Here is a 24,136-nt window from a genome sequence, read left to right as displayed (position 1 = left end):
GAATCTAGGACTTTTTTTCTTTGGGCAGGACTACCTTTTAAAACAACCTTCACTTTAGTCGAGTCTACCCATTTAGTGAGCTTACCATGAACATCTATATAAGAATTCCACTGAGATCCGGAGCGCTTCAACACTTGCCTCTTTTTGCTTAAACTCTTCCTTTAATATTTCTATGGCTTTCCCTACATTATTACCTTGCTCGGTACCGCCGGTAACCGTCTGAACCGCTTTTATGCCATATTTTGCCCAATTGTCCAAGTGGGCCCAAAATTTCAACCCTGCTCCGCCTCCATTAGGTATAACTAATTCAATCCTGAACGGTATTTGACGAGGGCAGTCCATGTTAGCTCCTGATTCTGTTTATTCCTGACAAAAGTTTTCTGAGCTGAACAGGTGGATGTTAAAAGAAAAAATAAGTGTAAAAAAACAATATATCTAAACTTCATGCCAGCTACCTATAATTCTTGAAACTGGTTTCTTTTCTTTTGTGGTAAAGAAAATCCCGCTTTTTTGATTTTGATGGTATCAGTAATAGGTTGATTTAATAAGATTTCACCTGAGCCCGGGTTCTTAAATGAATACCTAACTCGATAAAAGTGATTTAAATACAATTCTTTATTTTTAGAAAATGAGGATGTTGAATGATATTCCTTACCTGTTACAAAATATTTATAGACCAAACTTGGACTAGCCGTAGCGGTTCCTCCATCAATATCATATACATAGCCAATAGTGTATTTTTCATGTTGGGCAATATCATATTTAGACCAAACTGTTATTGCCACCAATACCCCCGCAAAAAGTAAAAATAGCAATAAGCTAAAATATTTCTTTTTCAATAAATTCAATTTTCTTTAATTTTTTTAGAAGCAGCACTTATCGTAATTTTTACAGTAGACTTTCCTCCATGTGCGAAAATGCCACCAAGAACGGGAGCAAAGGTGGACAATGGTTTTCCAACACCTTCAACAAATGAACTACTAGCTTTATATTTTAAACTACCAAAAACCATATTAGTAGTAAAATCATTTAAATTGTTTGTTCCATAATCATTTTGAGATTTCCAGTCATATGCAGATTTTATAACGACACCTCCATAATTACTAAAAAAACCACTCACTCCTACATCAAATTTGTCGATTTTTTGTAAGCCCCCCCCCATTCATTATTTGTCAACCCTATTGCCGTATATTGTTCCAATGCATTATAAGCCCCATTTATTAATATATTTCGTCCCGAATTAACAGCAAAAGCCTTACCCAAAGCAGGAGCTGAAGATTGCCCTGCGGCATACAAAAAAGGTAAGATATTTACAGTTCCATTAACAGCTACAGGTAAACCGATGGTAACGGTTGTAATCTTTTTTTTTAACATTGTGAAGCCGCCTGTAGTTTAGTACCAGCATTGCAAGAAAGTCGAACCTATTTACACAAAACACCTTGGTATCACACCAATAAATTACGACAAAAACACATATATAATACCAGGATATAGAGCAAATTAACCTAGTGCAATTGCCAATCTTCCTTTACTTTCGTGTAAGCTCTTTCTGCAATTGGAACCATTGTGGAGTCCGATTCCATCAAACTACTTATAACCGTATTATACATTTCTTGTTGGTTTTCTGGACGAGGGCCATCAAAAAAGAACACCCAAAAACTTTCAATCTCCAATTTCCTCTTATGCTTTAATATTTCGATAAAGCGGATTGGATTTTTTAAAAATAATTCATTCACCTTATTTTGCAAATGGGCCACATTGTCCGATTGCCAATTACCACGTATTGACAAACTAATCAGTTTCTCAATATAATCTTGTTTTTCGACGTACTTTGGTTCATAATCAATTATTTGGCCATAATCATCATACAAGCCCCCATATATGATTTCATTTTGACTTTCATCATAGCCATACAGCGCCTTGAATTCTTTAAAATTATCTGGGAACATATTAAAAAACAAAACCTCACTTAAAGAGTCTTTTCCTTTAATGTATTGATTAAAATAATATTTTAAAAACAACACACTATCATTTTGAGTTTTTACCTCATCAGGTTTTAAAGAGTAGTCGAAATTCCCATGTTTCAATTTAACATGTTCTTGTTTCCCCTCTTCAACACCTATACTGTCTTCAACTTTTATTATCCCATCTAATTTTTCAGCATTCTTTTTAGTCTCTTTTTTACAACCAAACAACCAAAACAACGATATGTAAATTATTATGTTTCTCATAAAATTGGTCTAAATGTGAAATCAAAGAAGTAACAAAATGACCTCCTCCTAACCTCCTTCCTATTTAGCAACCTCCATCTATGTCAGAATTTTCAATAGCCAAAAAAAGCATAGAGTAAAAAATCAAATCTACTTCTTTCGTTGCAAACTTGACTTCTAATATAGCATTTGCCTGAGAGAGGCGACTTCTAAGAACAACGCTAGCTATTTCCGTTCCATTGTGATATATTGACCCTAAGCGTTTGTTTATTACATAAGAGAAGTGATTTTGCTTAATCTTAATAATACCCAAGCCTGCAACGGTTAACACATTTTTACTTATCGACACCAAATGATCAAGGTTTTGGTAATCAATTTTCACCCCGCTGAACGGATTAAGAGTGTAATGACTGGCACGCAATATTAGTGTATTCCCCCTAAAAAAACTTAAAACTATTTTACTTGTCCACTTAAATTTACGATTGACATAAAATATTTGCCCGCCTTTATCATCACTAGCCTTCATGTCACCATTAAATTCTATATTAAGAGTTGTCATTTGTTTGTCCCGATTCAAAATCCAGATGTAAATAAAAATAACTTTAGCGCCAAAACCTATCCACCCAATCAATTTACAAATCACTTAAATCTGTCTCCTCCTTTTCATAAGTAACGATACCCTCTTCAGCTGGTGGTTTTATGACCATAAGAGTATCCCTTAATCAACGTTTTTGCCTTAATTCAAGAAATCGATTGCCCTCATCGACCATGGTCCTCCTATGGGCATTTCAAACGACCTTAAATCATTCAACGCAAATACTAAAGAGAAACCATCATTACAGCAGCATTCTACAAAAAATTAAAGATGTACTATTCTATTTTGCTTTTTAGCTTGAACCTCGCCGCTTCAACGGCCTTGGGATCGGTAATCATTTCATCTAAAAGTATCTCATTTATTTCAGGGTTTTTGCTTGAATATTTTACTTTGAAATACTTATTTACTAAGAACTTGTCTATTTTTTCTCTAGCATACGTAGCTCCTTCTATTTTTTTGTTATCCACATAAAATTCATACATGGCATAAGTAGAAGCATTTTGGTGCTTAAAATGAGTAAACTTACCAATGGTATATCTTGCGTAATACTTAAAATGATAAATTGACTGAAAATATTTGAATGAAAAGAAACAGATGACCAATACCAGCATTAATTTCACCGGTTTTTTGGAATTTAACCAATCCATCATTTTTCCATTTCTTTTTTAACTTCAACTTCAATAGCCCAGCTGGCCCTCGTATTTTATGAGCACCACCTATGTTACTTACATTACAATTTTCATCTTATTATCGTACAATATTAAAGATTTCAGACAACTTTCTTTTTTGTTAATACCTGTTCCTATTTTTTAGGACACTCGTTGCAAACGAGCGCTGGTGGTGAATCGGGGCTATTTATACACTTATGGGATAGTCCCACTTAAGAGGCCGCATCGTGTTAACTATCTTAGTTCATAAGTCAATTTATGATCTCCAAAGCACTCAAATCGACTTCAACTCTTTCATATGTGGCGGTATCCACTTCATCGGGTTGCTTTATGACCATTAGACTATCCCTGAACGTCACTATTTCATATAGCGGGTTATCGTTGGAGTAAATAAGATTATCAGCGATTTTGTAGTTAGAGCGGAAGCCTATGCCCACCTTGTACTCGATCAATTGTCCCTGACCGTCAAAGACCAGGTAAAAATGGTCCATGCCATCCCCGTCCCCAGTTTCGTCGTTCAGTTCGTCGGTGACGTCCACCCCATCGATGCTCATGGTAAAACCCGTTTCGGGCCTTGAACGGCGCTCATAGTGCCAAGTACCTTGTAGATCAACTTCATTTTCTTGGCACGAAACGGCCAAGGGAAACAATATAATCCAAACAATAAAATACCTCATTTCTTATCTGAATTTAACGGAACACTTATTTTACAAACTCGACCGTGGTTTTGTATTTCTCGTATTTGCCCAAGTCTATTCGGCTATACTGAGGATTTTCGGAAGAATAGTACACGGGAAACTCTTTACCTACACAGCCTTTTTTGCCGTTGTCGCAGTTAAAAGGACTAACACCTGTCGACCCAATATATTCCTTATCATCCACCCAGTAACGATATTTTAAACCATATCTAGCTCTTGTAGAATGGTAAAATTCAATTATCTCCCCATTTGTTTTTTTTTGATTGTCCGCAGTATCATATTGTTTATATGTGGCATATAATATACCTAAAGCCAAAACCAATAGACCGATTACAAAAGCAATTGTATCCTTGGAGATAGACCCTGGAAACTTATTCCTCAGAGCATCCATCTTTCCCAATAATTTTAGTACCTGTTTGACCTGCCAAAGTAAAGGTCATTCCTCTACCTACCGTCACCGTAATTATCTTTTTTTCGTCAGCATTATCAAATACCGCATATATTTTTGCGCCCTCCTTTCAAGTCGACCCTGTCAGCATATGACCGAAGTTTTAGTTGGGGTGTATACCGCTCGTTTAGGACATACCCCAAACGAGTATATCTAAATTAATGAAAATAGCCCGATTCTCTAGTTATGACCAGCACCTAATTTTGGGAGGAGGTCACAACGCAGTGCTCCTACAAGGATGGTCCTTTTATTGTGCCGTTTTCTCATTTCAAAAAACTAGGATATAACAACTTAATTTCTTGAAAATTTTGTTTACCTATTAGGCAATTTAAACCCTGCAGCTTTTATTTGAATGGTATCGGTTATAAGAAGCCCTTGCTGTAATTCAGAATGTTCAGGATTACTCGTAGAGTATTTTACCATATAGTAATCACCGATTTTAACATTATGAGCTTTATCATAAGAATTAGTATTTTCGTAAACCTGACCCGACACATAATATCTATAGTAAATATACTCTCCTGATGTAATACCTTCCATATAGTCATAAACAAAACCTATAGTATATTCTGCATTTGAATTTATATCATTTTTAATATACCTAGAAGCAAAATAAGTTGTCAATAACAAAAAGCCCACCACAATAAGAACTCTAATTTTACTTTTGTCCAAAATCATTCTCGAAATAAAATATTATTCTTTGGAATCTTTTTTAGAATTACTTTTTTTAGCCGTAGAAATCAACGTTGATATAGTAAATTGACCTCCATAATTATACAAGGCTCCCACAGTCCCTGCAAATTGCTCCATAGGTTTTCCCACTGTGGAAACAAATGAACTAGAAACCTTTTTACTAGCTCTACTCAGCGCTAAATTCTTAGAAAAAGTAGTTAAATCATTAGATTCAACCCCTTCATTAAAAGTCAAATTAAATTCAGATGACAATATTGCACTACCCCAGTTGCTAAAAACTGCACTTGCACCCACATCGGCGAATTTAATAATCGTCCTTATGGAATATTTCTTCTGCACGTTCTTGGTTCTTTTTATTTTCTTTGGAAATCAAATCTTGTGCCTTTTTTAAAATTTTCTTTTTCAAGATAGTATCTCTTATTTCCTGCACGCCAACATAATACAATTCATCATTAAAAGGTTCCGCTACAGGTCGAACTCGTTTGAATCTATATAAAGTATCCAATCCCTTTTAAGCCCAAGGGAATCTTGGTTGGGGTGGGTCAAAAAATATTCTTTTTCGCGAGGGGTCAAATTTCTAAATTGAGTATCCTTTGAGACCTCTTTTTGCTTAAACTCTTCCTTTAATATTTCTATGGCTTTCCCTACATTATTACCTTGCTCAATCTACATTATTACCATGCTCAATAACCCCAGTAACGGTTTGAAGCCCTTTTATGCCATATTTTGCCCAATTGTCCAGGTGGGCCCAAAACTTCAACCCTGCTTCGCCTCCACTAGGAATAACGAATAAAACCCGAATACGGTATTTGACTAGCACGGTCCATGTTACTTTAGTTATCGTTTTCATCGCATTGTCTAAAAACATAAAAGATATCTAAAATATTTTAGATATCTTTCTTTTTAGTTTACACCTGCTCTCACTTTGTACGGAACTCGCTACAAATGAGGGCTAGCTAAGGTATACAACGGAAACAAGAAAACTATCTTTTGTCTTTTCAGGCTGTTTTTGTTCTTATGGAAAATGATTCATTTTATGAAGTTCTAACCTACCATATAATTGACTCAAAACAACGCAAATCTTCAACTCATAATAACAAAAAGTCAATGGTTTGACCCAATATTAGACTAATTAGATAATTCGTGAAAGCCTTTTTCTTTACTTATTCCTATGCGCTTTATTTCCACTTCGTTTCCATAAAATTTTATTGCAACTATTACAGACACCTGTCTATTTAATTTATGCCATAAGAGATTATCATCTATACTTGTTTTCAAGAATAATTCGTCAGTTTCTATATTAGTATTGTTTTCTACACTTAACAAACACGACCTACCATCCTCATCAACTATAATTTGAAGTGATAGGATACCTCGAATGGTTTTTACTTTGTCATCGTTTAGATTTGTTGCAATTACATTTACAAAATCACTTATTGGCTTTGCTAAAACAGAATCAGATTCTGTTTCAAAATATGTCGTATTGCACAAATCGAACTTCTCAGTAAAAATGTTCTGACAATAGATTTGATTTGCGGACAAAATAAGAAGTATTATTACAATCTTTCTCATCAATCAACTAATATTCTCTCTAGTCAAACAACAAATAAGCAAAAAAAAGTAGTAAAGCAAATGTTACGAAACCTACAATACCATTTGAGTAATCTTTTTGAGCATTGGCAAAACTTCTACCCTTCTTATCTTCTAAAATGTGACTGAGCGTTATATTTTCCTTTTTTCCTGTTATTTTGTTAAAAGCATTGATTACCAAATACCTAACAAATCCTCCGATAATTTCGAGAATTGCAATCATACCGGGAGGGCTTAATTTTTTAATTTTTCCGTATTTGATTTAGTTTGCTTGAAAACTTTCTTTGGAGTAAAATTTAATTTCAGCAAATAATTAAATGTCTTTAGAACTTGACCTCTAGTTTGAGGAGAAAGTTTGTTGTACCAAGTACCTTTAAAGAATTTATTTGACTGTACCATGTTCAAGCCACGAAAATTAAACTTCGCCATCGGCATCACATTTAGTAGCCCGTTTATGCCCGAATCTATATGTGCTTGACTTCCTCTTACGGCAAAAGTACCATCTAAATGCAATGGCTCGCCTATAGGGTTTAGTAAATCAAAACCAGTAACGAACACAGAAATGTCATCTGCCATGTAGTATATACTTTCACTGCCAGGAATTCCTTTTTCTACACCAAAATCCCTTACTTTTTCAAAAATAGTGGATTCATGAGCCATAATTTCTCCTGGCCAAGATGTTCTATTTTTACCCATCTCTGGACTTGTGAAAAATGAGCTAATAGGGTTGTTTTTTTTAAAATCATTCTCAACATCCCGTAAAGAAGGTCCAACATAATCAAAGCCTTCCGGCGTTTCGCTCGGTTTTGTAACATTTCCATCCCAAACATATTTTCCAGTTTCCCTATTGTAAATCCAATCCTCAGGTTTAAGTTCGGTAGAGGCAAAATTTATTCCTCTCAATGATTTTTTTAAAAATGATTTTTTAAGACTATGATTTAATTTCGTTTTAACCTTTTGTTTTATTGGATTAAGGCTCCCTTCATTAATAGAGTCTTTAATAGAAGCAGCACTACGCGCCCTCCTTAAAGCTTTTTTTAAATCATGCCGTTGTTTTAGCTGTTCTATTCTTCTCATTATAGAATATTAAAAAAAAATGGTACAACATTAAAGAGCTAGAGAATTACTTTACTCCCCCCAACGATTCTGAAAGACCATATCACCGATTTTAATGCTCTGTGCCGAAATAACGATGCGCTTTTGCATAGGCACATCATCGATGGCGTCAAATTCTTCCTCAAGGCTAACACAATAGGCCTTGGTAAACTCCACCCGTTGCAATTGCGACATGGCGTCGCGCTTATAGAAGATAATCGTTCCGTCCTTCGTTTGATCTGAAGAGGACATCCAATGGAACAGATCGAATTTTCCCTGGGATTCCAAGGTAATCATGATTTGACCACCCAATGGTTTCCCGGCAGGTTTGCCCGTAGAATCCATAGGTTGTTCAAAATTATAGGTACAGTGCAAGACGTTGTAGTCCTGCCCATCAATAATGAGTTTTGCTAAAAAAGACATAGTTGTAGGGGTTTATGTGTTTTAGAACTTTAAAAACGGGTTATTAACTTTGTTGGTAATCGGTATCCCATTCGGCACCCTCATCACCTTTTTGACCGTCCATCTTAATCAAGAAGTTTTTGGCCGGGAAATAAGGTTTTAAACGCACGTCTAAATAAATACGGTCCTTTTGATTAATATCCTGTTCGAAACGACGGATCTCAAAATTCTCGATCAATTTACCGGGACCGGTAATTTCATCCAAAAAGCGAACGATTTGGTTTTGTATTTCCTTTCTGGTTCGTGCATCGAAGTTTTCAAAGGCCCTTCTGTTAAGGAAGTCCATCAACACTTTGGTCACATAATCGAAAACACGTACTACGGAATAGGTCTGTAGCCCTAGGTTGTCACCATTGAACAAGGTTTTGGCCGAAAAGGCCATTACTTTGCCATATTCATTTACCATAGGTACCAATCCTAAGTTTTCTAAATTGGCAATCTCACTTTTCCGAAGGTCAAAACGCACTCCATCAACTTCACTTAGTCCACCGTGCTTTTTACCAGCGGTAACCTGTGACATTAAGGTCTTGTATATTTTTCCCGCCAAGGCTCCAGAGGGCGGTACATGTACATCTTCTTCTTCACCTACCTCATCATACTTACCTCTACCGACCAACCAGTTACAGGTCATGATCGTATTGGACAAATAAGCATCGCCACTGGCCAAGTTGGCACTTTCGAACATTTCCATCACATCGTCCGGTTCATCTAAATGCGCAAAATCGGTAACCAAGGTCACTTTGTTTTCATGGGCCAATTTTGCCCATTTATCCACAACCGATTTTGAACCTAGATAACCTGGAAGCACCATAAGCGAATAGTTCTCCCTTAGGTCTAAACGGTCATATTTAGACACCAATTCTTCACGTATGTAATCAAAGAAACGTGTATTGTCCAAATCGGTCAATTGGTCCAATTCGGCATTGACCACGGTTACGTTCTTCAATGAAGGTAAATCGGTGTTTTTATAAAATAGGGCAACAGAACGGTAAGAGGTCTCCAATTCTCGAGTCTCTTCCAGTGCCGTTTTAATATTTTTGGTGTATGTTTTTTGTGATTCTTGAGCCTTATCATCGGCAGCCTGTACCAAGCCTATGATATCATCCCCTGATTTCAAGGTATCCGACCAAAGCGATAAAATTTTCAAAAGCGACTCCCGCTCTTGTTTTTTATTGTTTTCGGTAAGGAACATTTTTCTACGTGCCTTACGATCGGGGTTTAGGTTCTGAACATCATCAATAGCAGATTCTAATAAATCAAACCCACCGTATTTGGCAAGGTTATCTGATTTTTCCTTGATTTGCTCAATGAAAGGTTTGTCACTTAGTTGTGACTGTTTTAGTTTATCGGACATATGTGGAATAGAATAAGGTTATTTGGCATTTTTGATTTCCTCGATAAGCGCATCAATAGTCTCAACCAATGATTGTTTGGCTTCAGGGTCTTCCAATGCCGCTTTTAAAATTTTGTTGGTCTTCAATTGCTTGATGATCTTTTTGTATTGATCACTTTCAATTTCCAACTCTTTTAAAAACACACTGTTATTTGTAATTCCCTTTTTACCAAAATCACCTAAGTTGGTGAACGAAAGTTCCTCATTAAAAACGCCACCGTCTTTATCCTCGAACGGGATATTCAGTTTAGGTTCAAAATGCTCAAAAGCATCTTCAATTGTCCTAAGTCCTTCAATAGCCTCGGGCTTTACCGGAGCATTTGGGGTCAACTTACCTACAATTAAAGTTCTATTCTGTGGTATTTCGGTCAAGGCCTCGTTTGCGTCGCCTTTTACCTCATTACCACCTATACCTAGATTACCTATAGCCATAAATTATAATTTTATTTTCTAAATTTAAATAAAAAATAGTTATACGTACAATATATACACAATTAAACGTAAAAAGGAGGCATAAGATTGCCCCCTTTTATAAATAAAAGTCCGTATATGGTTATACCCATTCATTGACATGTTCACCACCACCACTGGCCAATTCCTTGGCAGAAATAGTAAATGATTCAGTTAATGGGTTCTGACCGGTAGCATCAAAGTTTTCTTTGTACTTGATCAAATAACCTTCCTTGAATTTAACTTCTTTTAAAGTTGCGTCGGTATCACGCTTAATAAAGACAATACTTCCGTCTTTTCTTTCAAAGTTGTTGGTCATCCATTCAAAAAAACCGGTTTCCCCATTTGATTCAACAGTCATGTTGATTCTGCCACCACGGGTAACAGAAGAAGGTCTTCCTGTTGGATCAACTTCTTGGTTTAAATCATAAGAACAGTGTAAAACGGTAAACTCTTTTCCCGCAACTTTCAATTTTGCTTTAAAAGCCATAATAAATAATTTTTTGGTAAATAATACCTGATTAATAATTAAGTAACGTTACATAAGAACGCTGCTAAACTATTGACTATCACTAAAACTTGCAATTTTTTTCGACGAAATACCAAATCATAAAACCTCGAAAAAGCCTATTAAAACACGGGGAACACCAGTAATAATCAGTACCAGAACAAAATCTCCCCCTTATTGATTTTTTGGTTAAAATGTTCGTAAAATTCTTTTATCGACATTACGAAAACACTTTAAAATTAAAAATCAAAACATACATTTAAAGTAGTTGTTTTCCTATAAAACTTAACTTGAAACATTTTTGACATAAAAAATGTAAGGGGAACGATTACTTTCAAAAACCGTGCATCCCTTTAAAAGGTCTTCCAGAACAAGCCTTTTTTGGTTCGCATATCGATGGTCATACTTTTTACGCAACCTGTTTTCTTATCCTTGATCATTTTTATACTCTTGATCTCTAGTTTGTTCACATCCCTTATTTCCTTAAAAAACTGGCTCACCGTAAACCGGTTGCCTGTTTTATTGAAAACAGGTATATTACTATAACAGAAGTATTTTCGAATGGAAATATCATCAAGGTTCCTACCGGAATAGGAAATAAACATTTGCTGCATATCATCGTTTGACACTTCTATTCTATTGGCAACTTCTTCCTTTTTCCTTTGTTCCGCATCCGCAGCAGCCTTATCTTCGGCCTTGGGTTTATCCCTTATCTGATCTTGAAGAACCGTTTCAATAGGATCTACACGGGTTATGCTTGCCCTTCTTTTTCTACTTTTCTTTTCCGGCAAAACGGTAATCCGCTGCTTGGCTTCATGACGCCTATCGCCATTCACGACCAATAGAACGGTTTTTTCCCCGGGACTCTTATAGACATACTTCTCTTTGCGATTGTTGCCATCAATGGTCATCGACTCCCCAAAGCTCCATTGCCACGACTCGGCAAATTCCGAATCGTTCGAGAATTCAACTTCTTGGCCGACCCTTACGTATTCGGGAAGAATTATATTAGGAATCAGTTCAGGAACGATCAGGTCCTTCGGTTTTGAGATTTCAATCTGTTTTGTCACCCCGCATTGACCGTTCATTTTTAAGGATACCGTATAAGTACCTTCCTTGGTGAACTGATGCACCACATTAGACCTGTATTTTTTAGGAATATCTTTTCCAAAATCCCACTCCCACTCCACGCCCGATGGGTCTATACTTTTAAATTCGATCAAATCGGCAGTGGTATAAGATTCGGCAATCATTTCAAAATCAACATTGCTACAGTCTACCTTACTGTTCAATCTAAATGATAAAAGCCCAAGACCAAAAATCACCAATACTAAAAAAGAGATAAATACGTTTTTGTCAAAGTGGGTTTTAATCCTTTTATGAATCATAATTAATATCTAATTTTCGGTTATGGTTTATGTATCTAAAAGTACTATTCATTCGATGAAATTAAAACTTGTATTTATCTTAGTTATTGTGTTATCGATTTCTTGTTCGAGAAAAACGTTGCAAAATGAGGATTACTCCTATTATAAGCGTGAAATGGAAAAATACAAACGCCAATCGGAGAACAAGAAGCCTGTTCAAAAAACTACGGCTAAAGTAATAAAAAAGCCTACCGGTATGGGCTATTTATCTGCCGAAGAGAAAAAAAAATTCGCTCAATTATTACAAGTGAGCGAAGAATCGATCCAAAACGAAAAGCTATATGCGGCCATTAAGGAATGGCTCGGCACCCCCTACGATTGGGGAGGGGAATCGAAAAACGGGGTAGATTGTTCGGCCTATGTGCAAGCTATTTACCGTAAGGCGTACGGCAGCGAGCTTCCAAGAACCTCAATACAGCAGTTTTATTTGGACCCCGAATCACATTTTAAAAACCAGAAATACCTAAAAGAGGGCGATTTGCTCTTTTTTCGGCTCCGTAATGAAGATCGTGTGGTCTCACATGTGGGTATTTATTTACAAAACGGTAAATTTACGGGCTCAAACTCGCCACATGGTGTAGAGATCGTCGATCTTAACAATCCATATTGGCAAGATAAATATGTAGCCTCCGCCAGGTTATTAAACATTCAATAAATGAAAGATTTCCCCGAAAACGACATACGCCAAGAGGTATTCAATTTGGATTTTGACCTAAAGGCGGAAACCTTACTTTCCTATATTGAGGAAGATACCCAGGTCGATCTTTCGCTCAGCGACTTTTTTAAGCGTCGCTTTAGTAAAGATATCACCCGTATTGAAAAAGACCGTTATAATGATGATACCCTGAACGTTCACCTAAGTCGACGTAGCTTTTACAATGTTTTGCCCGAACGTTTCTTTCATTCCACCTATATTAGTACTCCTTTTGTAAATACCATGGTGGCGGATTACCATGGCAGAAAAATTGAACAGGAGAATGCCTTGAAGTTTTTTAAACCCTTGGAAACCGAGTTCTTTCTTCATCGTGTCGATATCGAATCTGCCGAAAACGAAATCCTAACAGCCTTGGGAAGTCCCAAATTGGTTGACTTTTTAATGGATTTATGGAAAATAGACGAAAGGATTCCGAAACGTATGGCGGCAAAAATTTTAAAAACTATGCCGTTCATGTATAAAATAGCCGGAAATATTCCGTTGTTAAAAAAGATACTTGAAAATATCATAGAAGAAGAGATCTTGATCGAGAAAGATTTTGCTACCGCAGGCCTACCTGTTACGAACGAACCATGGCAACTTGGCGTGAATATGGCGACCTCGGGAAAACAAAAGACCTTTCTGCCTAAATATATTTTTACAATGAACAACATTAGCCGCCCTGAAAACATAGAGGATTACCTGCCTGACGGGAAAATAACGGCTGTCGTCAATTTCTTTTTGGAACATACCTTGCCCCATGAAAGTGATTTTGAAATCAACTTCAGGCTACCTAAGCGTAAAACAAGATTTATAATGACCGAGGACGCCTATTCAGGTAGACTTGGAATATCGGCAACAATTTAACACCCCATGATCAAAAGTTACTTTAGAAAATTCATAAGTTTTGAATCTATAATGCCCTTTGCCATAGTTTTGGTGGTAGTGGCCCTGGTTCTTCATTTCTTGGGTTCAAAAACCCCCGGGTTTAAAACCAGGCGCAAAAAATACTATGTCTACCTAGCGGCCAATATAGTGGTTATGGCACTCTTCGTGGCCATCATATATAACCTGAAGCAGTCATCTTTACTATTACGGTATTTTTCAATGCTCGGTTTTGCCACCATCATGGGGGTGGCCAATGTCTTCTTTCACAGAAGCATCTTTGAAAAATTCGACACCCACCAAAAGCTTAAGGAATTGGTGTTCGCCATAATTTCCGGATTGGTATTAATGGTTCCTATTATAATGATAGCCGCACATTTTAACGACCTGCAGTACTTGCCTTACTACTTTTTGGTCATTGCTGCCTATGTATTCCCTACCAGCTTTTTCATCCTATATGAATATTCCATTTCCATTCCCGCAAAACTATTTACCAAATGGTATTACCCCATGGGCAATAAGTACGATGCGCCAAAGCATTACGAGCTCAACAACATGATCGTTCTGAATTTTATGTTCTACAAGAATGCCAATTCACCGAATATGACCAGTTTCAAGGCGAAGGCGCCAAAAGATATGGACTTCGGAAGATTGTTCTATTTCTTTATCAATGATTACAACAACAAGAAAACAACGACCAAAATTGAAGTTACCTCCGATACGGGAGACCCCCATGGATGGTACTTTTACAGTAAACCTAAATGGTATGGAACATCAAAACATATAGACCCGGAACGCACCGTGGAAGAAAACAACCTAAAAGATAGCGATACAGTCGTTTGCCAACGTATTTAAAATAAGACACATGATAGAAGATATCAAAAATTTCAAGATCAATTGGGTAGATGGAATGAAAATCTCAAAAGAGCATTTTCAAAGCCTTCAAAACTTTGCTGAAAACAGCATAAAGGATGCCTTTGTTGTACGCATGGGGAAATACGGATACGGATTTCTTGCCTCGCATCTCTTTGGCAACAACGAATACGCCATAAACCTTGATATTCACAAGAGCTTAAAGGTTTCATTCAATAGATTAAGGGCCGTCACCCCCAATGGCAACCGTATCGAGATCACCGAAAACACTCCCGATGTCAAGGAAGAGATCGTAGTGGCCGAGCTGGCCGACAAAACACTGGAGGAAGGTTTCGTCTTGATCAATATCGACACGGCAAACCCTATTCCTTTTGGCAATCAAGACCCCGCTGAAGTCCCCCCAAGGCTTCCCTACCTTACACACGGGTATTTTTTCTCCTTTGTTAGTGCGTCCGACCTAGAAAAATCGGGCTTGACCGGCAACCAATTGCCCATCGCCAAAATCGAAAAAGAAGGCAAGGGATTATCAGTGGCCACCGACTACATTCCTCCCTGCACTACCCTTGGGGCACACGAAAGTTTGATTCATTTTTACAACGAATCGGAGAGCTTCCTAAAAATGACCGAGCGCAATGCCATTTTGATCGTTCAGAAAATCATGTCAAAACAAAGTGACAACCCCATTGCCGATGCCATGAAATTAGTGGTCGACAAGATTTACGTATACCTTGCCCAACAGATTACCAAGGTGAAGTGGGAAGAACACGACATGCATCCTAGGGAATTGTTGCAAATCCTTGTAAGTTTTGCTCGGATATTCAAAGGATCCGTAGATATATCGTCTCCTGAAAACAAAGAACAGCTCTTCAATTATTTTGGGGAATGGACAGACCTTAAGGGAGGGGACTATGAAAAATTGTTCACTGACGTCATCAACCTACAGTACAATCATAACGACGTTAACGAAAACCTTCAGGTAATCAACGTCTTTATGCAGACTATCGACAGGTTGCTCACCGTTCTCACCCAAGTCGATTATATCGGTAAGCGTAGGGATATGGGCATCTTTGTTAACGAAAACATTGTAGAGGAAAAGCCTAGAAAATCTAGGGGCACTTCATTTTTGGCCGAATAAATATTGAAATATGGAAGTACTTAATAAAAACGAACGCATCTCTTCTTTTCTGCTTTTCTTACTGATGTTCGCCATCTCGGTAGGCATTCTTTTTACGGCTTTTTTCTTTAGCTATAAATTACCTTGGAAAGAAAACGAGGTACTCCGTGCCGAAAACCAGAGAATACGCTATGAATTTTTATACCAAAAACAATTCATGACGGCATTGGAAGATATCGACAAACAAATTGATTCCCTAGACGGTGCCAAGGACGGTTATTTCTTTTTGGAGCAATCGATCAACGCTGATCTTATCGACCTAAAAAGTGACATCCCGAAAGACTCCCTAGACGACAGGGGTATGTACGAAAACCTCATCCTCACCTATAAAAAACTGGTCGATGCCAAGAGGGACCTAAAACAGGTAGAAAGTGCCAGAATGGATATTGAAGACCTGAACGAACAGATTGAGGAATACGAAAAAGAAATCAACAAGTTAAATACGGCATTGAGCCTTTCTCAACGTTTGAACAGAAATTAACCGACCTATGAATACTGAATTGGAAAAGGCCATACACATCGCCACTCAAATTGCCGATGAATACCAACACGATAGTTTCGGACCTGCACATCTGGTCAAAGCCACCCTTCATCGCGATTTATCGCTCTTACGTTTTTTGCACAACAAGAACGTAGATGTGTATTTTATCGAGGAATGGGCCGAGGTTCGTTTAGAGGAATACCCAAAACGCACCAGCCGATCGGGCGACCTTAAGGCAAGTCCGGAAGCACAACTTGTCTTTAACGAAGCCGAAGACATACAACAGAAACTCAACAAGGAGGAACCCGACCTGATCTGCATCTTTATCGCCGCCATTACGCCCGGCGTAGGCTTTACCTTTGACCAGCTAAAGTCGATACCCCTGAGCAGTAACCAATTGCTCGACGACCTTATAAGCCAAAGAAAAACCGACAAATCGGGGACGGTCAATACAAAAACCGCCCCGGGAAGCACCCCTCCCAAATCTGACGGCGTATTATACAAGTACGCAAAAGACCTATTGGAACCGGCCCGCGAAGGCTCGTACGACCATATCGTAAACCGCGATAGGGAACTAAAGAAAATTATTGAGATCCTCAGCCGTAAAAACAAGCCGAATGTGATCATTCAAGGGGAATCGGGTGTAGGCAAAAGTGTTTTGGCCCAAAATTTGGCAAGGGAGATTGTCGGCGGAAAAATCGTTGAAAACCTAAAGGACGCCCATCTTTTTGAAATCGATACGGCCCTATTGCTCTCCGGTGCTTCATATAAAGGGGAGGTCGAAGACCGCCTGCAAAACATTTTTGATGAAGCCAAGGCACTTGTTAAACCCATTGTTTTTATAGACGATTTCCATTTTCTTCTACAGGATGCCTCATCGAGCCAAGGAATTTTGAACGTCATCAAGTCTGAGCTGAACAAAGGCGAAGTCATTCTTGTAGGGGCGACCAACTCTGACAATTACAGAAAATATATCAGCAACGACGATGCGCTCAACCGAAGGTTTGAATCCGTCACCTTGGAAGAGCCCGATAACGAAATGGCCTTTAGGATCCTACAAAGTATCGGCCAAACCTATACCGACCATCACGAGTTGCAACTTACCGAAGATACCCTTCGCGAAGCGATACGATTGTCCAAAAGGTATTTAAAGGAAAAAAGCCTGCCCGATTCCGCCCTAGACTTATTGGACCGGACCATGGCTGCGGCCAATGTATCGGAGCAGTCCCTTCCCAACGACCTTGAGGAATTAAAGGCAAGGATGGAAGCCATTGAGGAAAAAGCCGAAGAACGCGACGAAGCCGAGAACATTCAAGAAATCGACTGGGTCTATATGGCCTTAAGGAATAAATTAAGCCCTATCGTACTCGGGAAATTCGACACCGAAGACGCCTTCGGATTTCCTTCCTATAACGAAAAATCCACTTACCTTAAGAATATCATAAGCGCTATTGACGCGCACTCGAAAACACCCCGTGAAGCCGTACTCGAAGAAGATCTGGCCGCCATGGTTTCGAGTATTACGGGAATACCCGCAGGCAAGGTACAGACCAAGGAAAAAGAACGTTTGATGGATATGGAGGACACCCTTAAGAAAAGGGTCATTGGCCAAGACAATGCCATTAAAACCGTTACCGAAGCTATTATAGAATCGCGTTCAGGACTTTCAAAAGCCGGACAACCTATCGGCTCTTTCTTCTTTTCCGGACCCACGGGAACGGGAAAAACGGAATTGGCGAAATCATTGGCAGAATTTCTTTTCAACGACGAAAGTGCGATCATTCGTTTTGACATGTCAGAATTTAAGGAAGAGCACTCTGCAGCCTTGTTATACGGTGCGCCTCCGGGCTATGTCGGCTATGAAGAAGGCGGGGTCTTGGTCAATAAGATCAGGCAGAAACCCTATTCCATTGTCTTATTCGATGAAATTGAAAAAGCCCACCAGTCGGTATTCGACGTATTTCTCCAAATATTGGACGAAGGCAAACTCAGCGACCGTTTAGGCAAGGTAGGCGATTTTTCAAATGCGGTAATTCTCTTTACCTCAAATATAGGCTCCGAATTTATAAGCAAGGCCTTCGAAGGGGGCTCCGTTCCAAAATCGGACGAGCTGCTCGAAATCATGGCCTCTTATTTTAGACCGGAATTTTTAGGACGTATTACAGAGATCGTCCCTTTTGCTCCCATCTCGGAAAAGAACGCCCCTACCATTTTCGACCTTCATTTAATGAAGGAATTATTGGTACTTACCGAACGCTTGGGTATTACCCTTGAAATAGACAAGGAGACAAAAGAGCACCTATCATTAGACGGCTTCTCTCCTACTTACGGGGTTCGACCACTTAAAGCGGTCATCCGGAACAAACTGAAAAGACCCCTATCGAAAATGATCATCTCCGGAGAAATCAAGGCGCCACAGACCGTAAAAGTGGAAATGAAAAATAAGGAGGTAGTTTTTTCCGTTGTTGAATGATATGGAAGAGCGAGTGGTTAGTGGTCAGTATTAAGTATTAAGTAGTCAGTACTAAGTACTAAGTAGTTAGTAGTTAGTAGTTAGTAGTTAGTAGTTAGTAGTTAGTAGTTAGTAAAATGAAGAAATAGCAGGTCAAAAGCAAACTGCGAACAGAATAAACAAATCTAGAATGGCAAAACCCTATTATCAGGCACCTTTTGATTTTAAGCGTTTTTTCGAGAAGAAAGAGCTCAAGAAAATCGGTATGCGCGACTCTATCTCCCAGTTTATTAGCGTGATCATTACGACCTATTTCGAGGAGTATACGTTTGATGAAGCTTTTGGCAGTGAAATATGGGAAACCGATTTCGATCTTTTGATAAATGCCAACGTCCTTAAGGAACGCATCAAAAAATCGCTGAAAAATCAGATTGAAACCTACGAAAAACGCCTTTCGAATATCGATTTGAACGTTGAGCTCATGGAAAGCCTGTCTTCCAACACCAACAAAGTAAGACTCAAAAAATATCTATATATCACTATTAAGGGGACCATTATAAAAACCGATGAGCCCTTTTCATTTACAGGGGATTATTACTTGGCTCCCTTGTCGTACAAACATTGATGATCAATAGGTAAATTAAAAAAATATACGTGTGAAAAGTCTATCCAAAGAGGAAATTAAAGATCGTCTAATCCGCAGGGCCGCTGACACTTGGGGGGTCGATGAAATGGAAATTGAATATTCATTCGATCCCATCGTCGGCATCCTTTTCGATGCTTGTTCGCATGAGTTCGAACGCATATCCGAAACCATAAAGACCAGCCGAACTAAGATTACCGAGCGCTTGGTAGATCTTTTAACACCGGAAATATCGGTAACGGCCAAACCGGCCCATGCCGTCATGCACGCCCTACCCTTGGATTCGCAAATAGAAATCAACGGAAAAACCCAATTCTTCAATAGAAAAAGAATGCCCTTGTTCAACAATTCCAATGGCAGGGAAGGGTTTACCGATTTTTTCTTCTGTCCTTCGGGCGATTTTACCCTGAACAATTGTGAACTGAAATATATTGCCTATCCCGACAAGATCGTATCCTACGGAAATCAAAGAAGTGCGCCGTGGCTCACGAAAGGCGATTTCTCCGGTGCCCCGGAATCATCCGCCATATACCTAGGGATCCAGCCCGGTAAAGACCTAAAGGAATTAAAGGAGCTTTTATGTTACTTTGACCTCCTCAATTTCTCGAACAAAGAACTATTGGTACACCACTTGGGCATTGCCGAATGGTCCGTAAACGGTATGGCTTTGGAAGTTACCAAGGGATTCCCTCAAAAAGAGGCCGTTAGGGACGATTATAGTGCCTATATCAATGAAGGTATACAAAGTAAGATACAGTTTTATGAAGATTACGTAAGGCAGTATTACGAAGACCATTTTTACACCATTGAGGGCCAAGTGCCCCTGGCCGATAACTTGAAGCCACATCCGGAAATTTTCAAGGAGTTTTTATCGGAAAAAGATATCGCCATGTTCCAAGAGCCGCTTCTATGGATCAAAATTTCCTTTTCTTCCGTGGTTTCCACCCCAATGTTGGAAAACCTGCATTGCCATATCAACTGTTTTCCCATATTGAATAAAAAGACCCATAGCACCAGTAGGCGTTTACAGTCGTATTTCAATATTATCCCCATGGAATCGGAAAATGATTTCTTTTTGGATGTCAGCCATGTGGAGGGCGATACCGGCAATAAGTATTATGTACATAACAGGGACAAAAAAGACGAGGTAAGGCCCCAGGCCTACTTGCGTTTTGGAGGGGTCAGCCGTTTTGACGAGCGCGATGCCTCCGAACTATTGAACTACACCTTAGACCTTTTAAAAGAAGACAGCGTGGCCTTCTCGGCCATGGGGGACGACTTTATCAATTCGAATTTAAAAGACCTGAAACAGATCGTTTCCCGCATAGAACAACAAATAGAACTCCGCGGTTTTAAGAAAAATAAAATTCCTTATTTGATCATTAACAAGAACAGTATCAACAAAAATAGGGACACCATTATTTATGCCGATTATTGGACCACCTCAGGTGAAAAGGCCAACAAGATCAACCCCTACAGCAAGCTGCACCAATATTCGGGAACGGCCTTTAAACCCGAATCATTGGTCTTGATCACGGGTACCTTGGGAGGGCACGACGAGCCGTCCCCAAGTGAAAAAATCTACGCCTACCGCGAACACATTCTCTCTAGGGGAAGAATAATAACCCGACAAGATATCGTTCAACATTGCTATGCGATTTTTAAGGATAGTATTACAAAGGTAAGCATCAAAAAAGGCGTCATGGTTTCCCGTGACAATTCTGTGGGCTACACCCCTACGACCGATATATATATTACCCAAAATAGCGAGACCAATTATAGTGAAGATGATTGGGAACATCTGAAAAAAGAATTGTTGATAGGCATTAAAACGCGTTCGGCCAATGTATTGCCCTTCCGTGTTTTTTATACCTCAACTTGATTTTTTTGTAAGAAAAAGCAACTTGCAGTTTAACGAAAAAACAAGTGTTATTTTGTACGCTTTTAATGTTATTATTACTTTAACCTCCGTAAACACTGCCTTATGTCCAAAATAGTAAACAGCAAACTCCTTGTAGGAGGAGAGGAATTCTTGCCCAATTCGGGCTATAGCGTTACCGTAGAACAGTCCATTGGAGGGCACAGCGCCTTCCGTATCGCCTTCCCTTCCAATGCCACCGAAGGCTACGCGGGCGCCTTGATGGACAATGCCCTGGCCTATGTGGGCAAGAAGATCACCATCGGCATCAACGAAAACCAAATGGAATTCAAGGGCGTGGTCACCTCGGTAGACCTCCAAAAGGGGGCCGATGCCGCAGGTACCATCGTACTGTCGGGCCATGGGCCGGCGGCCCTCTTGGCCAATTCCGTCCAGTGCCTGAGCTACGAAGAGGGTACGCCCCTATCTCAGGTGGCTACCGATACCGTGAACGGACATTCCACCGAACATGTAAAACTTTCCATCGGCAAGGGCACCGACGTAAGCCTGCCCTATACCGTACAATATAACGAGAGCGACCTGGCCTTCCTTCAACGGCTCTGCAGCCGCTATGGGGCCTGGATCTACCATAACGGCACCGATTTCTGCGTGGGCAGGACCGGGGACAAACAGGTGCACGGCATTTACGGACAAGATGTACAGGGCTTTAACCTTTCCACCGTGCTCAGGGAGCAGTCCTTCGGACTTAAGGCCAGGGACTGGGTCAACGACACCGATCTGGAAGCCGATGCATCGGCCTTCGCCCCAAGCTCGTCACACCCCTACCAAGACCGGATAAAGGGCGAATCGCAAAACGTTTTCGCCAAGAGAAGTTCCTATGATTGGAGCGTAGGCCAGCACGAATACAGTGCGCAAAGCGGCGTAGATACCGCCACAAAGGTCAACGCCATGGGAAAGGCGGCCAGTATGATATTGGCCTCGGGCACTTCGGAGCTCGTGGGCCTTCGCGTCGGCGATACCCTCACCTTGGAAGGGCTCAATTTTTCCGACCAGGGCAAAAAGGACCCCTACGGTTCCTATGATATCACCAAGGTCGTACACCGATTCGACCATAGCGGACATTACCGCAACGAGTTCGAGGGCGTACCCGAGGGTACCGAACACCTGCCCTACTCCAACAGTTTCGCCGCTCCCCGATCGGGCGCGCAAAGGGGCTGGGTGCTCGACAATGCCGATCCGGAAGGACTCGGACGTATCAAGGTGCAGTTCCCCTGGCAGAAGGCCATGGGTACCAGTACACCGTGGATAAAGGTGGCCACCCCCTACTCCGGTAGCGACAAGGGCTTTTACTTTATCCCTGAAAAAGGCGAAGAAATCTTGGTCGGTTTCGAGGCCGACAATCCCGAAAAGCCCTTTGTACTCAGTGCCGGCTATAACAGCAGTGCCAAGAGCGGCCTGGCCGATGCCGACAACAACATCAAGGCCATCAAGACCCGTAGCGGGCATATCATAGAGCTGAACGATACCGATGGCGGGGAGAGCATTACGATCAAGGATAAGAATGAGAATATTTTTCAGATCGATACGGCTACCAACGACATTACCATCAATGCGAATAACAATATTGAGATTTCCGCATCAGAAAATATGAGTCTTAGTGCCAAAAACATTGACATTAACGCCTCTGAGGAAATTAGAGTTAATTCTGGAACAAATTGTATTACCCAAGCAAACGAAAACTTTTCTGTAAATGCAAAGAACATAACGGAAATAGCGGATGAGAACATAACAACGTTGGCCAAGGAAATTCTAGAAAACGCGGACAAAATTCGTATAGAAAGTTCAAAAGATTCCATGGAACTTATCAGTGCAAAACGAGTTGACATTCAAGGAAGTGAAAACGTAAAGTTGTTCTAAAACAAAATAGCTCCTATTAATAGTATTACGATTACAGCATTTAGCCAATGATAGAACAGCTAATTTTTTGGGGGGTCTATGACCAAAATAATAACTCGGATATATCATATACCAAAGATTATGGCGTAACAATAAAGTTACATCAAAAAAAACATTTCGATGAAATTAGATATAAAATGAGTCTTACATGCTCTAAAAAGGCTAGAAGTTGGATATGGGAGGTTACACTAAATAAAACAGGATTAAATGTTAATAACAAAATTCCGGATTTTTTGAAGCAGCGGCTCGATTTAGAATTTGGCACTACAGTTTTATACCCAATTAAAGTAATGGTAACTCCGTTTGGAACTATAAAAAACATTACCCCAACATCCTATAAATCAATCATAGATCGTTTTGAGGACTTTAAAGAAAAAACGCTTCAAGAAAATTCAGGTGACGCCATTCTAAGTTATTTAAACACCTTGAAAAAAGGTATCAACACGCAAAAAAAACTTATAGAACATTTAAAGTACGATTGGTTTTGGTCCCTATATTTTAATCCCATTTACAACAACGCGACCAAGGAACTGATGCTCCCATTACAAAGTAATGTTCCCTTAGTTCCTTATAAAGGCAAAATTGAAGAAAAAGTACACTTGAGTTACTATAATACTAGACAACGTTTTTTTAGCGGTAAAGTTTCCAATACGTATTTTGAGAAATATCCACGAACCAAACAGCACAATGCTGCAATAAAACTATGCTACGATTTTGACCCAACAAATGGTATTATTACCAATATCAGTTCTGATCAAGTTATTGTCGAAAAACAAAACATAATACAGAATATAGAAGTGAACATTGATCAATTGTCAAAAGATGGAAATTAACTTAACCATAGTTCGAAATAAAGGAACAC

Annotated in this window: 30 protein-coding genes; 10 read left to right on the top strand and 20 right to left on the bottom strand. The window is 39.4% G+C overall.

Annotated features, from left to right (window positions below):
- Positions 1–81: 81 nt before the first annotated feature.
- The 20 genes from B4Q04_RS14640 to B4Q04_RS14550 form a co-directional block, all read right to left on the bottom strand.
- On the bottom strand, positions 82–342 hold the full coding sequence (locus B4Q04_RS14640) for a hypothetical protein (RefSeq protein WP_088697247.1): 261 nt from the start codon (positions 340–342) through the stop codon (positions 82–84).
- A gap of 113 nt (positions 343–455) precedes the next feature.
- Complete coding sequence (locus B4Q04_RS14635) at positions 456–848, bottom strand: hypothetical protein (protein ID WP_088697246.1); 393 nt, start codon at positions 846–848, stop codon at positions 456–458.
- The gene (locus tag B4Q04_RS14630) at positions 845–1,120 is read right to left on the bottom strand and encodes a hypothetical protein (RefSeq protein WP_123772382.1); all 276 of its coding nucleotides are present in this window, start codon (positions 1,118–1,120) and stop codon (positions 845–847) included. The genes B4Q04_RS14635 and B4Q04_RS14630 overlap by 4 nt, the downstream gene beginning before the upstream one ends.
- A 2-nt stretch (positions 1,121–1,122) precedes the next feature.
- Positions 1,123–1,374: a hypothetical protein gene (locus B4Q04_RS14625; protein ID WP_088697244.1), complete on the bottom strand. Its 252-nt coding sequence runs from the start codon at positions 1,372–1,374 to the stop codon at positions 1,123–1,125.
- A 131-nt stretch (positions 1,375–1,505) separates the two neighbouring features.
- Complete coding sequence (locus B4Q04_RS14620; protein ID WP_088697243.1) at positions 1,506–2,231, bottom strand: hypothetical protein; 726 nt, start codon at positions 2,229–2,231, stop codon at positions 1,506–1,508.
- 64 nt (positions 2,232–2,295) lie between these two features.
- Positions 2,296–2,769 (bottom strand): hypothetical protein, encoded by a 474-nt coding sequence (locus B4Q04_RS14615; RefSeq protein ID WP_145956569.1) that lies wholly within the window; start codon positions 2,767–2,769, stop codon positions 2,296–2,298.
- Positions 2,770–3,080: 311 nt separating this feature from the next.
- Positions 3,081–3,455 (bottom strand): hypothetical protein, encoded by a 375-nt coding sequence (locus tag B4Q04_RS14610; protein WP_088697241.1) that lies wholly within the window; start codon positions 3,453–3,455, stop codon positions 3,081–3,083.
- 269 nt (positions 3,456–3,724) lie between these two features.
- Positions 3,725–4,150, bottom strand: coding sequence for a hypothetical protein (locus B4Q04_RS14605; protein WP_088697240.1), 426 nt, complete (start codon positions 4,148–4,150; stop codon positions 3,725–3,727).
- 25 nt (positions 4,151–4,175) lie between these two features.
- Complete coding sequence (locus B4Q04_RS14600) at positions 4,176–4,562, bottom strand: DUF3592 domain-containing protein (RefSeq protein WP_088697239.1); 387 nt, start codon at positions 4,560–4,562, stop codon at positions 4,176–4,178.
- Between the two features lie 369 nt (positions 4,563–4,931).
- Positions 4,932–5,297, bottom strand: coding sequence for a hypothetical protein (locus B4Q04_RS14595; protein ID WP_088697238.1), 366 nt, complete (start codon positions 5,295–5,297; stop codon positions 4,932–4,934).
- A 15-nt stretch (positions 5,298–5,312) separates the two neighbouring features.
- Complete coding sequence (locus tag B4Q04_RS22495) at positions 5,313–5,606, bottom strand: hypothetical protein (RefSeq protein WP_123772381.1); 294 nt, start codon at positions 5,604–5,606, stop codon at positions 5,313–5,315.
- Between the two features lie 10 nt (positions 5,607–5,616).
- Positions 5,617–5,817: a hypothetical protein gene (locus B4Q04_RS22490; RefSeq protein ID WP_123772380.1), complete on the bottom strand. Its 201-nt coding sequence runs from the start codon at positions 5,815–5,817 to the stop codon at positions 5,617–5,619.
- Between the two features lie 623 nt (positions 5,818–6,440).
- Entirely contained in the window at positions 6,441–6,884 is a 444-nt protein-coding gene (locus B4Q04_RS14585; protein WP_088697236.1) for a hypothetical protein, read from the bottom strand.
- Between the two features lie 19 nt (positions 6,885–6,903).
- A complete protein-coding gene (locus tag B4Q04_RS14580; protein WP_088697235.1) occupies positions 6,904–7,125 on the bottom strand; it encodes a hypothetical protein in 222 nt (73 codons plus the stop codon).
- Between the two features lie 11 nt (positions 7,126–7,136).
- Positions 7,137–7,979, bottom strand: a complete 843-nt coding sequence (locus tag B4Q04_RS14575) for a hypothetical protein (RefSeq protein ID WP_088697234.1) — start codon at positions 7,977–7,979, stop codon at positions 7,137–7,139.
- A gap of 51 nt (positions 7,980–8,030) precedes the next feature.
- Positions 8,031–8,420 (bottom strand): type VI secretion system tube protein TssD, encoded by a 390-nt coding sequence (gene tssD / locus B4Q04_RS14570; RefSeq protein ID WP_013991781.1) that lies wholly within the window; start codon positions 8,418–8,420, stop codon positions 8,031–8,033.
- A gap of 43 nt (positions 8,421–8,463) precedes the next feature.
- A complete protein-coding gene (locus B4Q04_RS14565) occupies positions 8,464–9,813 on the bottom strand; it encodes a DUF5458 family protein (protein WP_013991782.1) in 1,350 nt (449 codons plus the stop codon).
- Positions 9,814–9,831: 18 nt separating this feature from the next.
- Positions 9,832–10,284: a hypothetical protein gene (locus B4Q04_RS14560; protein WP_013991783.1), complete on the bottom strand. Its 453-nt coding sequence runs from the start codon at positions 10,282–10,284 to the stop codon at positions 9,832–9,834.
- A gap of 121 nt (positions 10,285–10,405) precedes the next feature.
- Complete coding sequence (tssD, locus tag B4Q04_RS14555; RefSeq protein WP_013991784.1) at positions 10,406–10,792, bottom strand: type VI secretion system tube protein TssD; 387 nt, start codon at positions 10,790–10,792, stop codon at positions 10,406–10,408.
- A 371-nt stretch (positions 10,793–11,163) separates the two neighbouring features.
- A complete protein-coding gene (locus B4Q04_RS14550; protein ID WP_013991785.1) occupies positions 11,164–12,198 on the bottom strand; it encodes a PKD domain-containing protein in 1,035 nt (344 codons plus the stop codon).
- Positions 12,199–12,352: 154 nt separating this feature from the next.
- On the opposite strand from B4Q04_RS14550, the gene B4Q04_RS14545 reads away from it, so the two are divergent.
- The 10 genes from B4Q04_RS14545 to B4Q04_RS14500 all read left to right on the top strand — a co-directional run bounded on the left by B4Q04_RS14545 (position 12,353) and on the right by B4Q04_RS14500 (position 24,107).
- Complete coding sequence (locus B4Q04_RS14545; RefSeq protein ID WP_158499707.1) at positions 12,353–12,892, top strand: C40 family peptidase; 540 nt, start codon at positions 12,353–12,355, stop codon at positions 12,890–12,892.
- On the top strand, positions 12,893–13,798 hold the full coding sequence (locus tag B4Q04_RS14540) for a hypothetical protein (RefSeq protein WP_013991787.1): 906 nt from the start codon (positions 12,893–12,895) through the stop codon (positions 13,796–13,798).
- A gap of 6 nt (positions 13,799–13,804) precedes the next feature.
- Complete coding sequence (locus B4Q04_RS14535) at positions 13,805–14,671, top strand: TssN family type VI secretion system protein (protein ID WP_013991788.1); 867 nt, start codon at positions 13,805–13,807, stop codon at positions 14,669–14,671.
- Between the two features lie 10 nt (positions 14,672–14,681).
- Positions 14,682–15,824 (top strand): hypothetical protein, encoded by a 1,143-nt coding sequence (locus B4Q04_RS14530; RefSeq protein WP_088697233.1) that lies wholly within the window; start codon positions 14,682–14,684, stop codon positions 15,822–15,824.
- Between the two features lie 10 nt (positions 15,825–15,834).
- On the top strand, positions 15,835–16,344 hold the full coding sequence (locus B4Q04_RS14525) for a type VI secretion system transmembrane protein TssO (RefSeq protein ID WP_013991790.1): 510 nt from the start codon (positions 15,835–15,837) through the stop codon (positions 16,342–16,344).
- Between the two features lie 7 nt (positions 16,345–16,351).
- Positions 16,352–18,817, top strand: a complete 2,466-nt coding sequence (locus B4Q04_RS14520) for an ATP-dependent Clp protease ATP-binding subunit (RefSeq protein ID WP_013991791.1) — start codon at positions 16,352–16,354, stop codon at positions 18,815–18,817.
- Between the two features lie 169 nt (positions 18,818–18,986).
- Positions 18,987–19,421, top strand: coding sequence for a GPW/gp25 family protein (locus tag B4Q04_RS14515; RefSeq protein WP_013991792.1), 435 nt, complete (start codon positions 18,987–18,989; stop codon positions 19,419–19,421).
- A gap of 31 nt (positions 19,422–19,452) precedes the next feature.
- A complete protein-coding gene (locus B4Q04_RS14510; RefSeq protein WP_123772379.1) occupies positions 19,453–21,321 on the top strand; it encodes a type VI secretion system baseplate subunit TssF in 1,869 nt (622 codons plus the stop codon).
- Positions 21,322–21,423: 102 nt separating this feature from the next.
- Complete coding sequence (locus B4Q04_RS14505) at positions 21,424–23,235, top strand: type VI secretion system Vgr family protein (protein WP_088697231.1); 1,812 nt, start codon at positions 21,424–21,426, stop codon at positions 23,233–23,235.
- A 47-nt stretch (positions 23,236–23,282) separates the two neighbouring features.
- Positions 23,283–24,107, top strand: a complete 825-nt coding sequence (locus tag B4Q04_RS14500; protein ID WP_088697230.1) for a hypothetical protein — start codon at positions 23,283–23,285, stop codon at positions 24,105–24,107.
- Positions 24,108–24,136: the final 29 nt, after the last annotated feature.

Origin of the sequence: Zobellia sp. OII3 (genome assembly GCF_002211465.1) — a bacterium.
Classification (GTDB): domain Bacteria; phylum Bacteroidota; class Bacteroidia; order Flavobacteriales; family Flavobacteriaceae; genus Zobellia; species Zobellia galactanivorans.
This window is presented reverse-complemented; position numbering and strand designations above follow the sequence as displayed.

Excerpts from the sequence above, each read along its gene's own strand:
- B4Q04_RS14640 (WP_088697247.1), bottom strand. The coding sequence starts at position 342 with ATGGACTGCCCTCGTCAAATACCGTTCAGGATTGAATTAGTTATACCT.
- B4Q04_RS14625 (WP_088697244.1), bottom strand. The coding sequence starts at position 1,374 with ATGTTAAAAAAAAAGATTACAACCGTTACCATCGGTTTACCTGTAGCT.
- B4Q04_RS14620 (WP_088697243.1), bottom strand. The coding sequence starts at position 2,231 with ATGAGAAACATAATAATTTACATATCGTTGTTTTGGTTGTTTGGTTGT.
- B4Q04_RS14615 (WP_145956569.1), bottom strand. The coding sequence starts at position 2,769 with ATGACAACTCTTAATATAGAATTTAATGGTGACATGAAGGCTAGTGAT.
- B4Q04_RS14610 (WP_088697241.1), bottom strand. The coding sequence starts at position 3,455 with ATGATGGATTGGTTAAATTCCAAAAAACCGGTGAAATTAATGCTGGTA.
- B4Q04_RS14605 (WP_088697240.1), bottom strand. The coding sequence starts at position 4,150 with ATGAGGTATTTTATTGTTTGGATTATATTGTTTCCCTTGGCCGTTTCG.
- B4Q04_RS14600 (WP_088697239.1), bottom strand. The coding sequence starts at position 4,562 with ATGGATGCTCTGAGGAATAAGTTTCCAGGGTCTATCTCCAAGGATACA.
- B4Q04_RS14595 (WP_088697238.1), bottom strand. The coding sequence starts at position 5,297 with ATGATTTTGGACAAAAGTAAAATTAGAGTTCTTATTGTGGTGGGCTTT.
- B4Q04_RS14585 (WP_088697236.1), bottom strand. The coding sequence starts at position 6,884 with ATGAGAAAGATTGTAATAATACTTCTTATTTTGTCCGCAAATCAAATC.
- B4Q04_RS14580 (WP_088697235.1), bottom strand. The coding sequence starts at position 7,125 with ATGATTGCAATTCTCGAAATTATCGGAGGATTTGTTAGGTATTTGGTA.
- B4Q04_RS14575 (WP_088697234.1), bottom strand. The coding sequence starts at position 7,979 with ATGAGAAGAATAGAACAGCTAAAACAACGGCATGATTTAAAAAAAGCT.
- tssD (WP_013991781.1), bottom strand. The coding sequence starts at position 8,420 with ATGTCTTTTTTAGCAAAACTCATTATTGATGGGCAGGACTACAACGTC.
- B4Q04_RS14565 (WP_013991782.1), bottom strand. The coding sequence starts at position 9,813 with ATGTCCGATAAACTAAAACAGTCACAACTAAGTGACAAACCTTTCATT.
- B4Q04_RS14560 (WP_013991783.1), bottom strand. The coding sequence starts at position 10,284 with ATGGCTATAGGTAATCTAGGTATAGGTGGTAATGAGGTAAAAGGCGAC.
- tssD (WP_013991784.1), bottom strand. The coding sequence starts at position 10,792 with ATGGCTTTTAAAGCAAAATTGAAAGTTGCGGGAAAAGAGTTTACCGTT.
- B4Q04_RS14550 (WP_013991785.1), bottom strand. The coding sequence starts at position 12,198 with ATGATTCATAAAAGGATTAAAACCCACTTTGACAAAAACGTATTTATC.
- B4Q04_RS14545 (WP_158499707.1), top strand. The coding sequence starts at position 12,353 with ATGGAAAAATACAAACGCCAATCGGAGAACAAGAAGCCTGTTCAAAAA.
- B4Q04_RS14540 (WP_013991787.1), top strand. The coding sequence starts at position 12,893 with ATGAAAGATTTCCCCGAAAACGACATACGCCAAGAGGTATTCAATTTG.
- B4Q04_RS14535 (WP_013991788.1), top strand. The coding sequence starts at position 13,805 with ATGATCAAAAGTTACTTTAGAAAATTCATAAGTTTTGAATCTATAATG.
- B4Q04_RS14530 (WP_088697233.1), top strand. The coding sequence starts at position 14,682 with ATGATAGAAGATATCAAAAATTTCAAGATCAATTGGGTAGATGGAATG.
- B4Q04_RS14525 (WP_013991790.1), top strand. The coding sequence starts at position 15,835 with ATGGAAGTACTTAATAAAAACGAACGCATCTCTTCTTTTCTGCTTTTC.
- B4Q04_RS14520 (WP_013991791.1), top strand. The coding sequence starts at position 16,352 with ATGAATACTGAATTGGAAAAGGCCATACACATCGCCACTCAAATTGCC.
- B4Q04_RS14515 (WP_013991792.1), top strand. The coding sequence starts at position 18,987 with ATGGCAAAACCCTATTATCAGGCACCTTTTGATTTTAAGCGTTTTTTC.
- B4Q04_RS14505 (WP_088697231.1), top strand. The coding sequence starts at position 21,424 with ATGTCCAAAATAGTAAACAGCAAACTCCTTGTAGGAGGAGAGGAATTC.
- B4Q04_RS14500 (WP_088697230.1), top strand. The coding sequence starts at position 23,283 with ATGATAGAACAGCTAATTTTTTGGGGGGTCTATGACCAAAATAATAAC.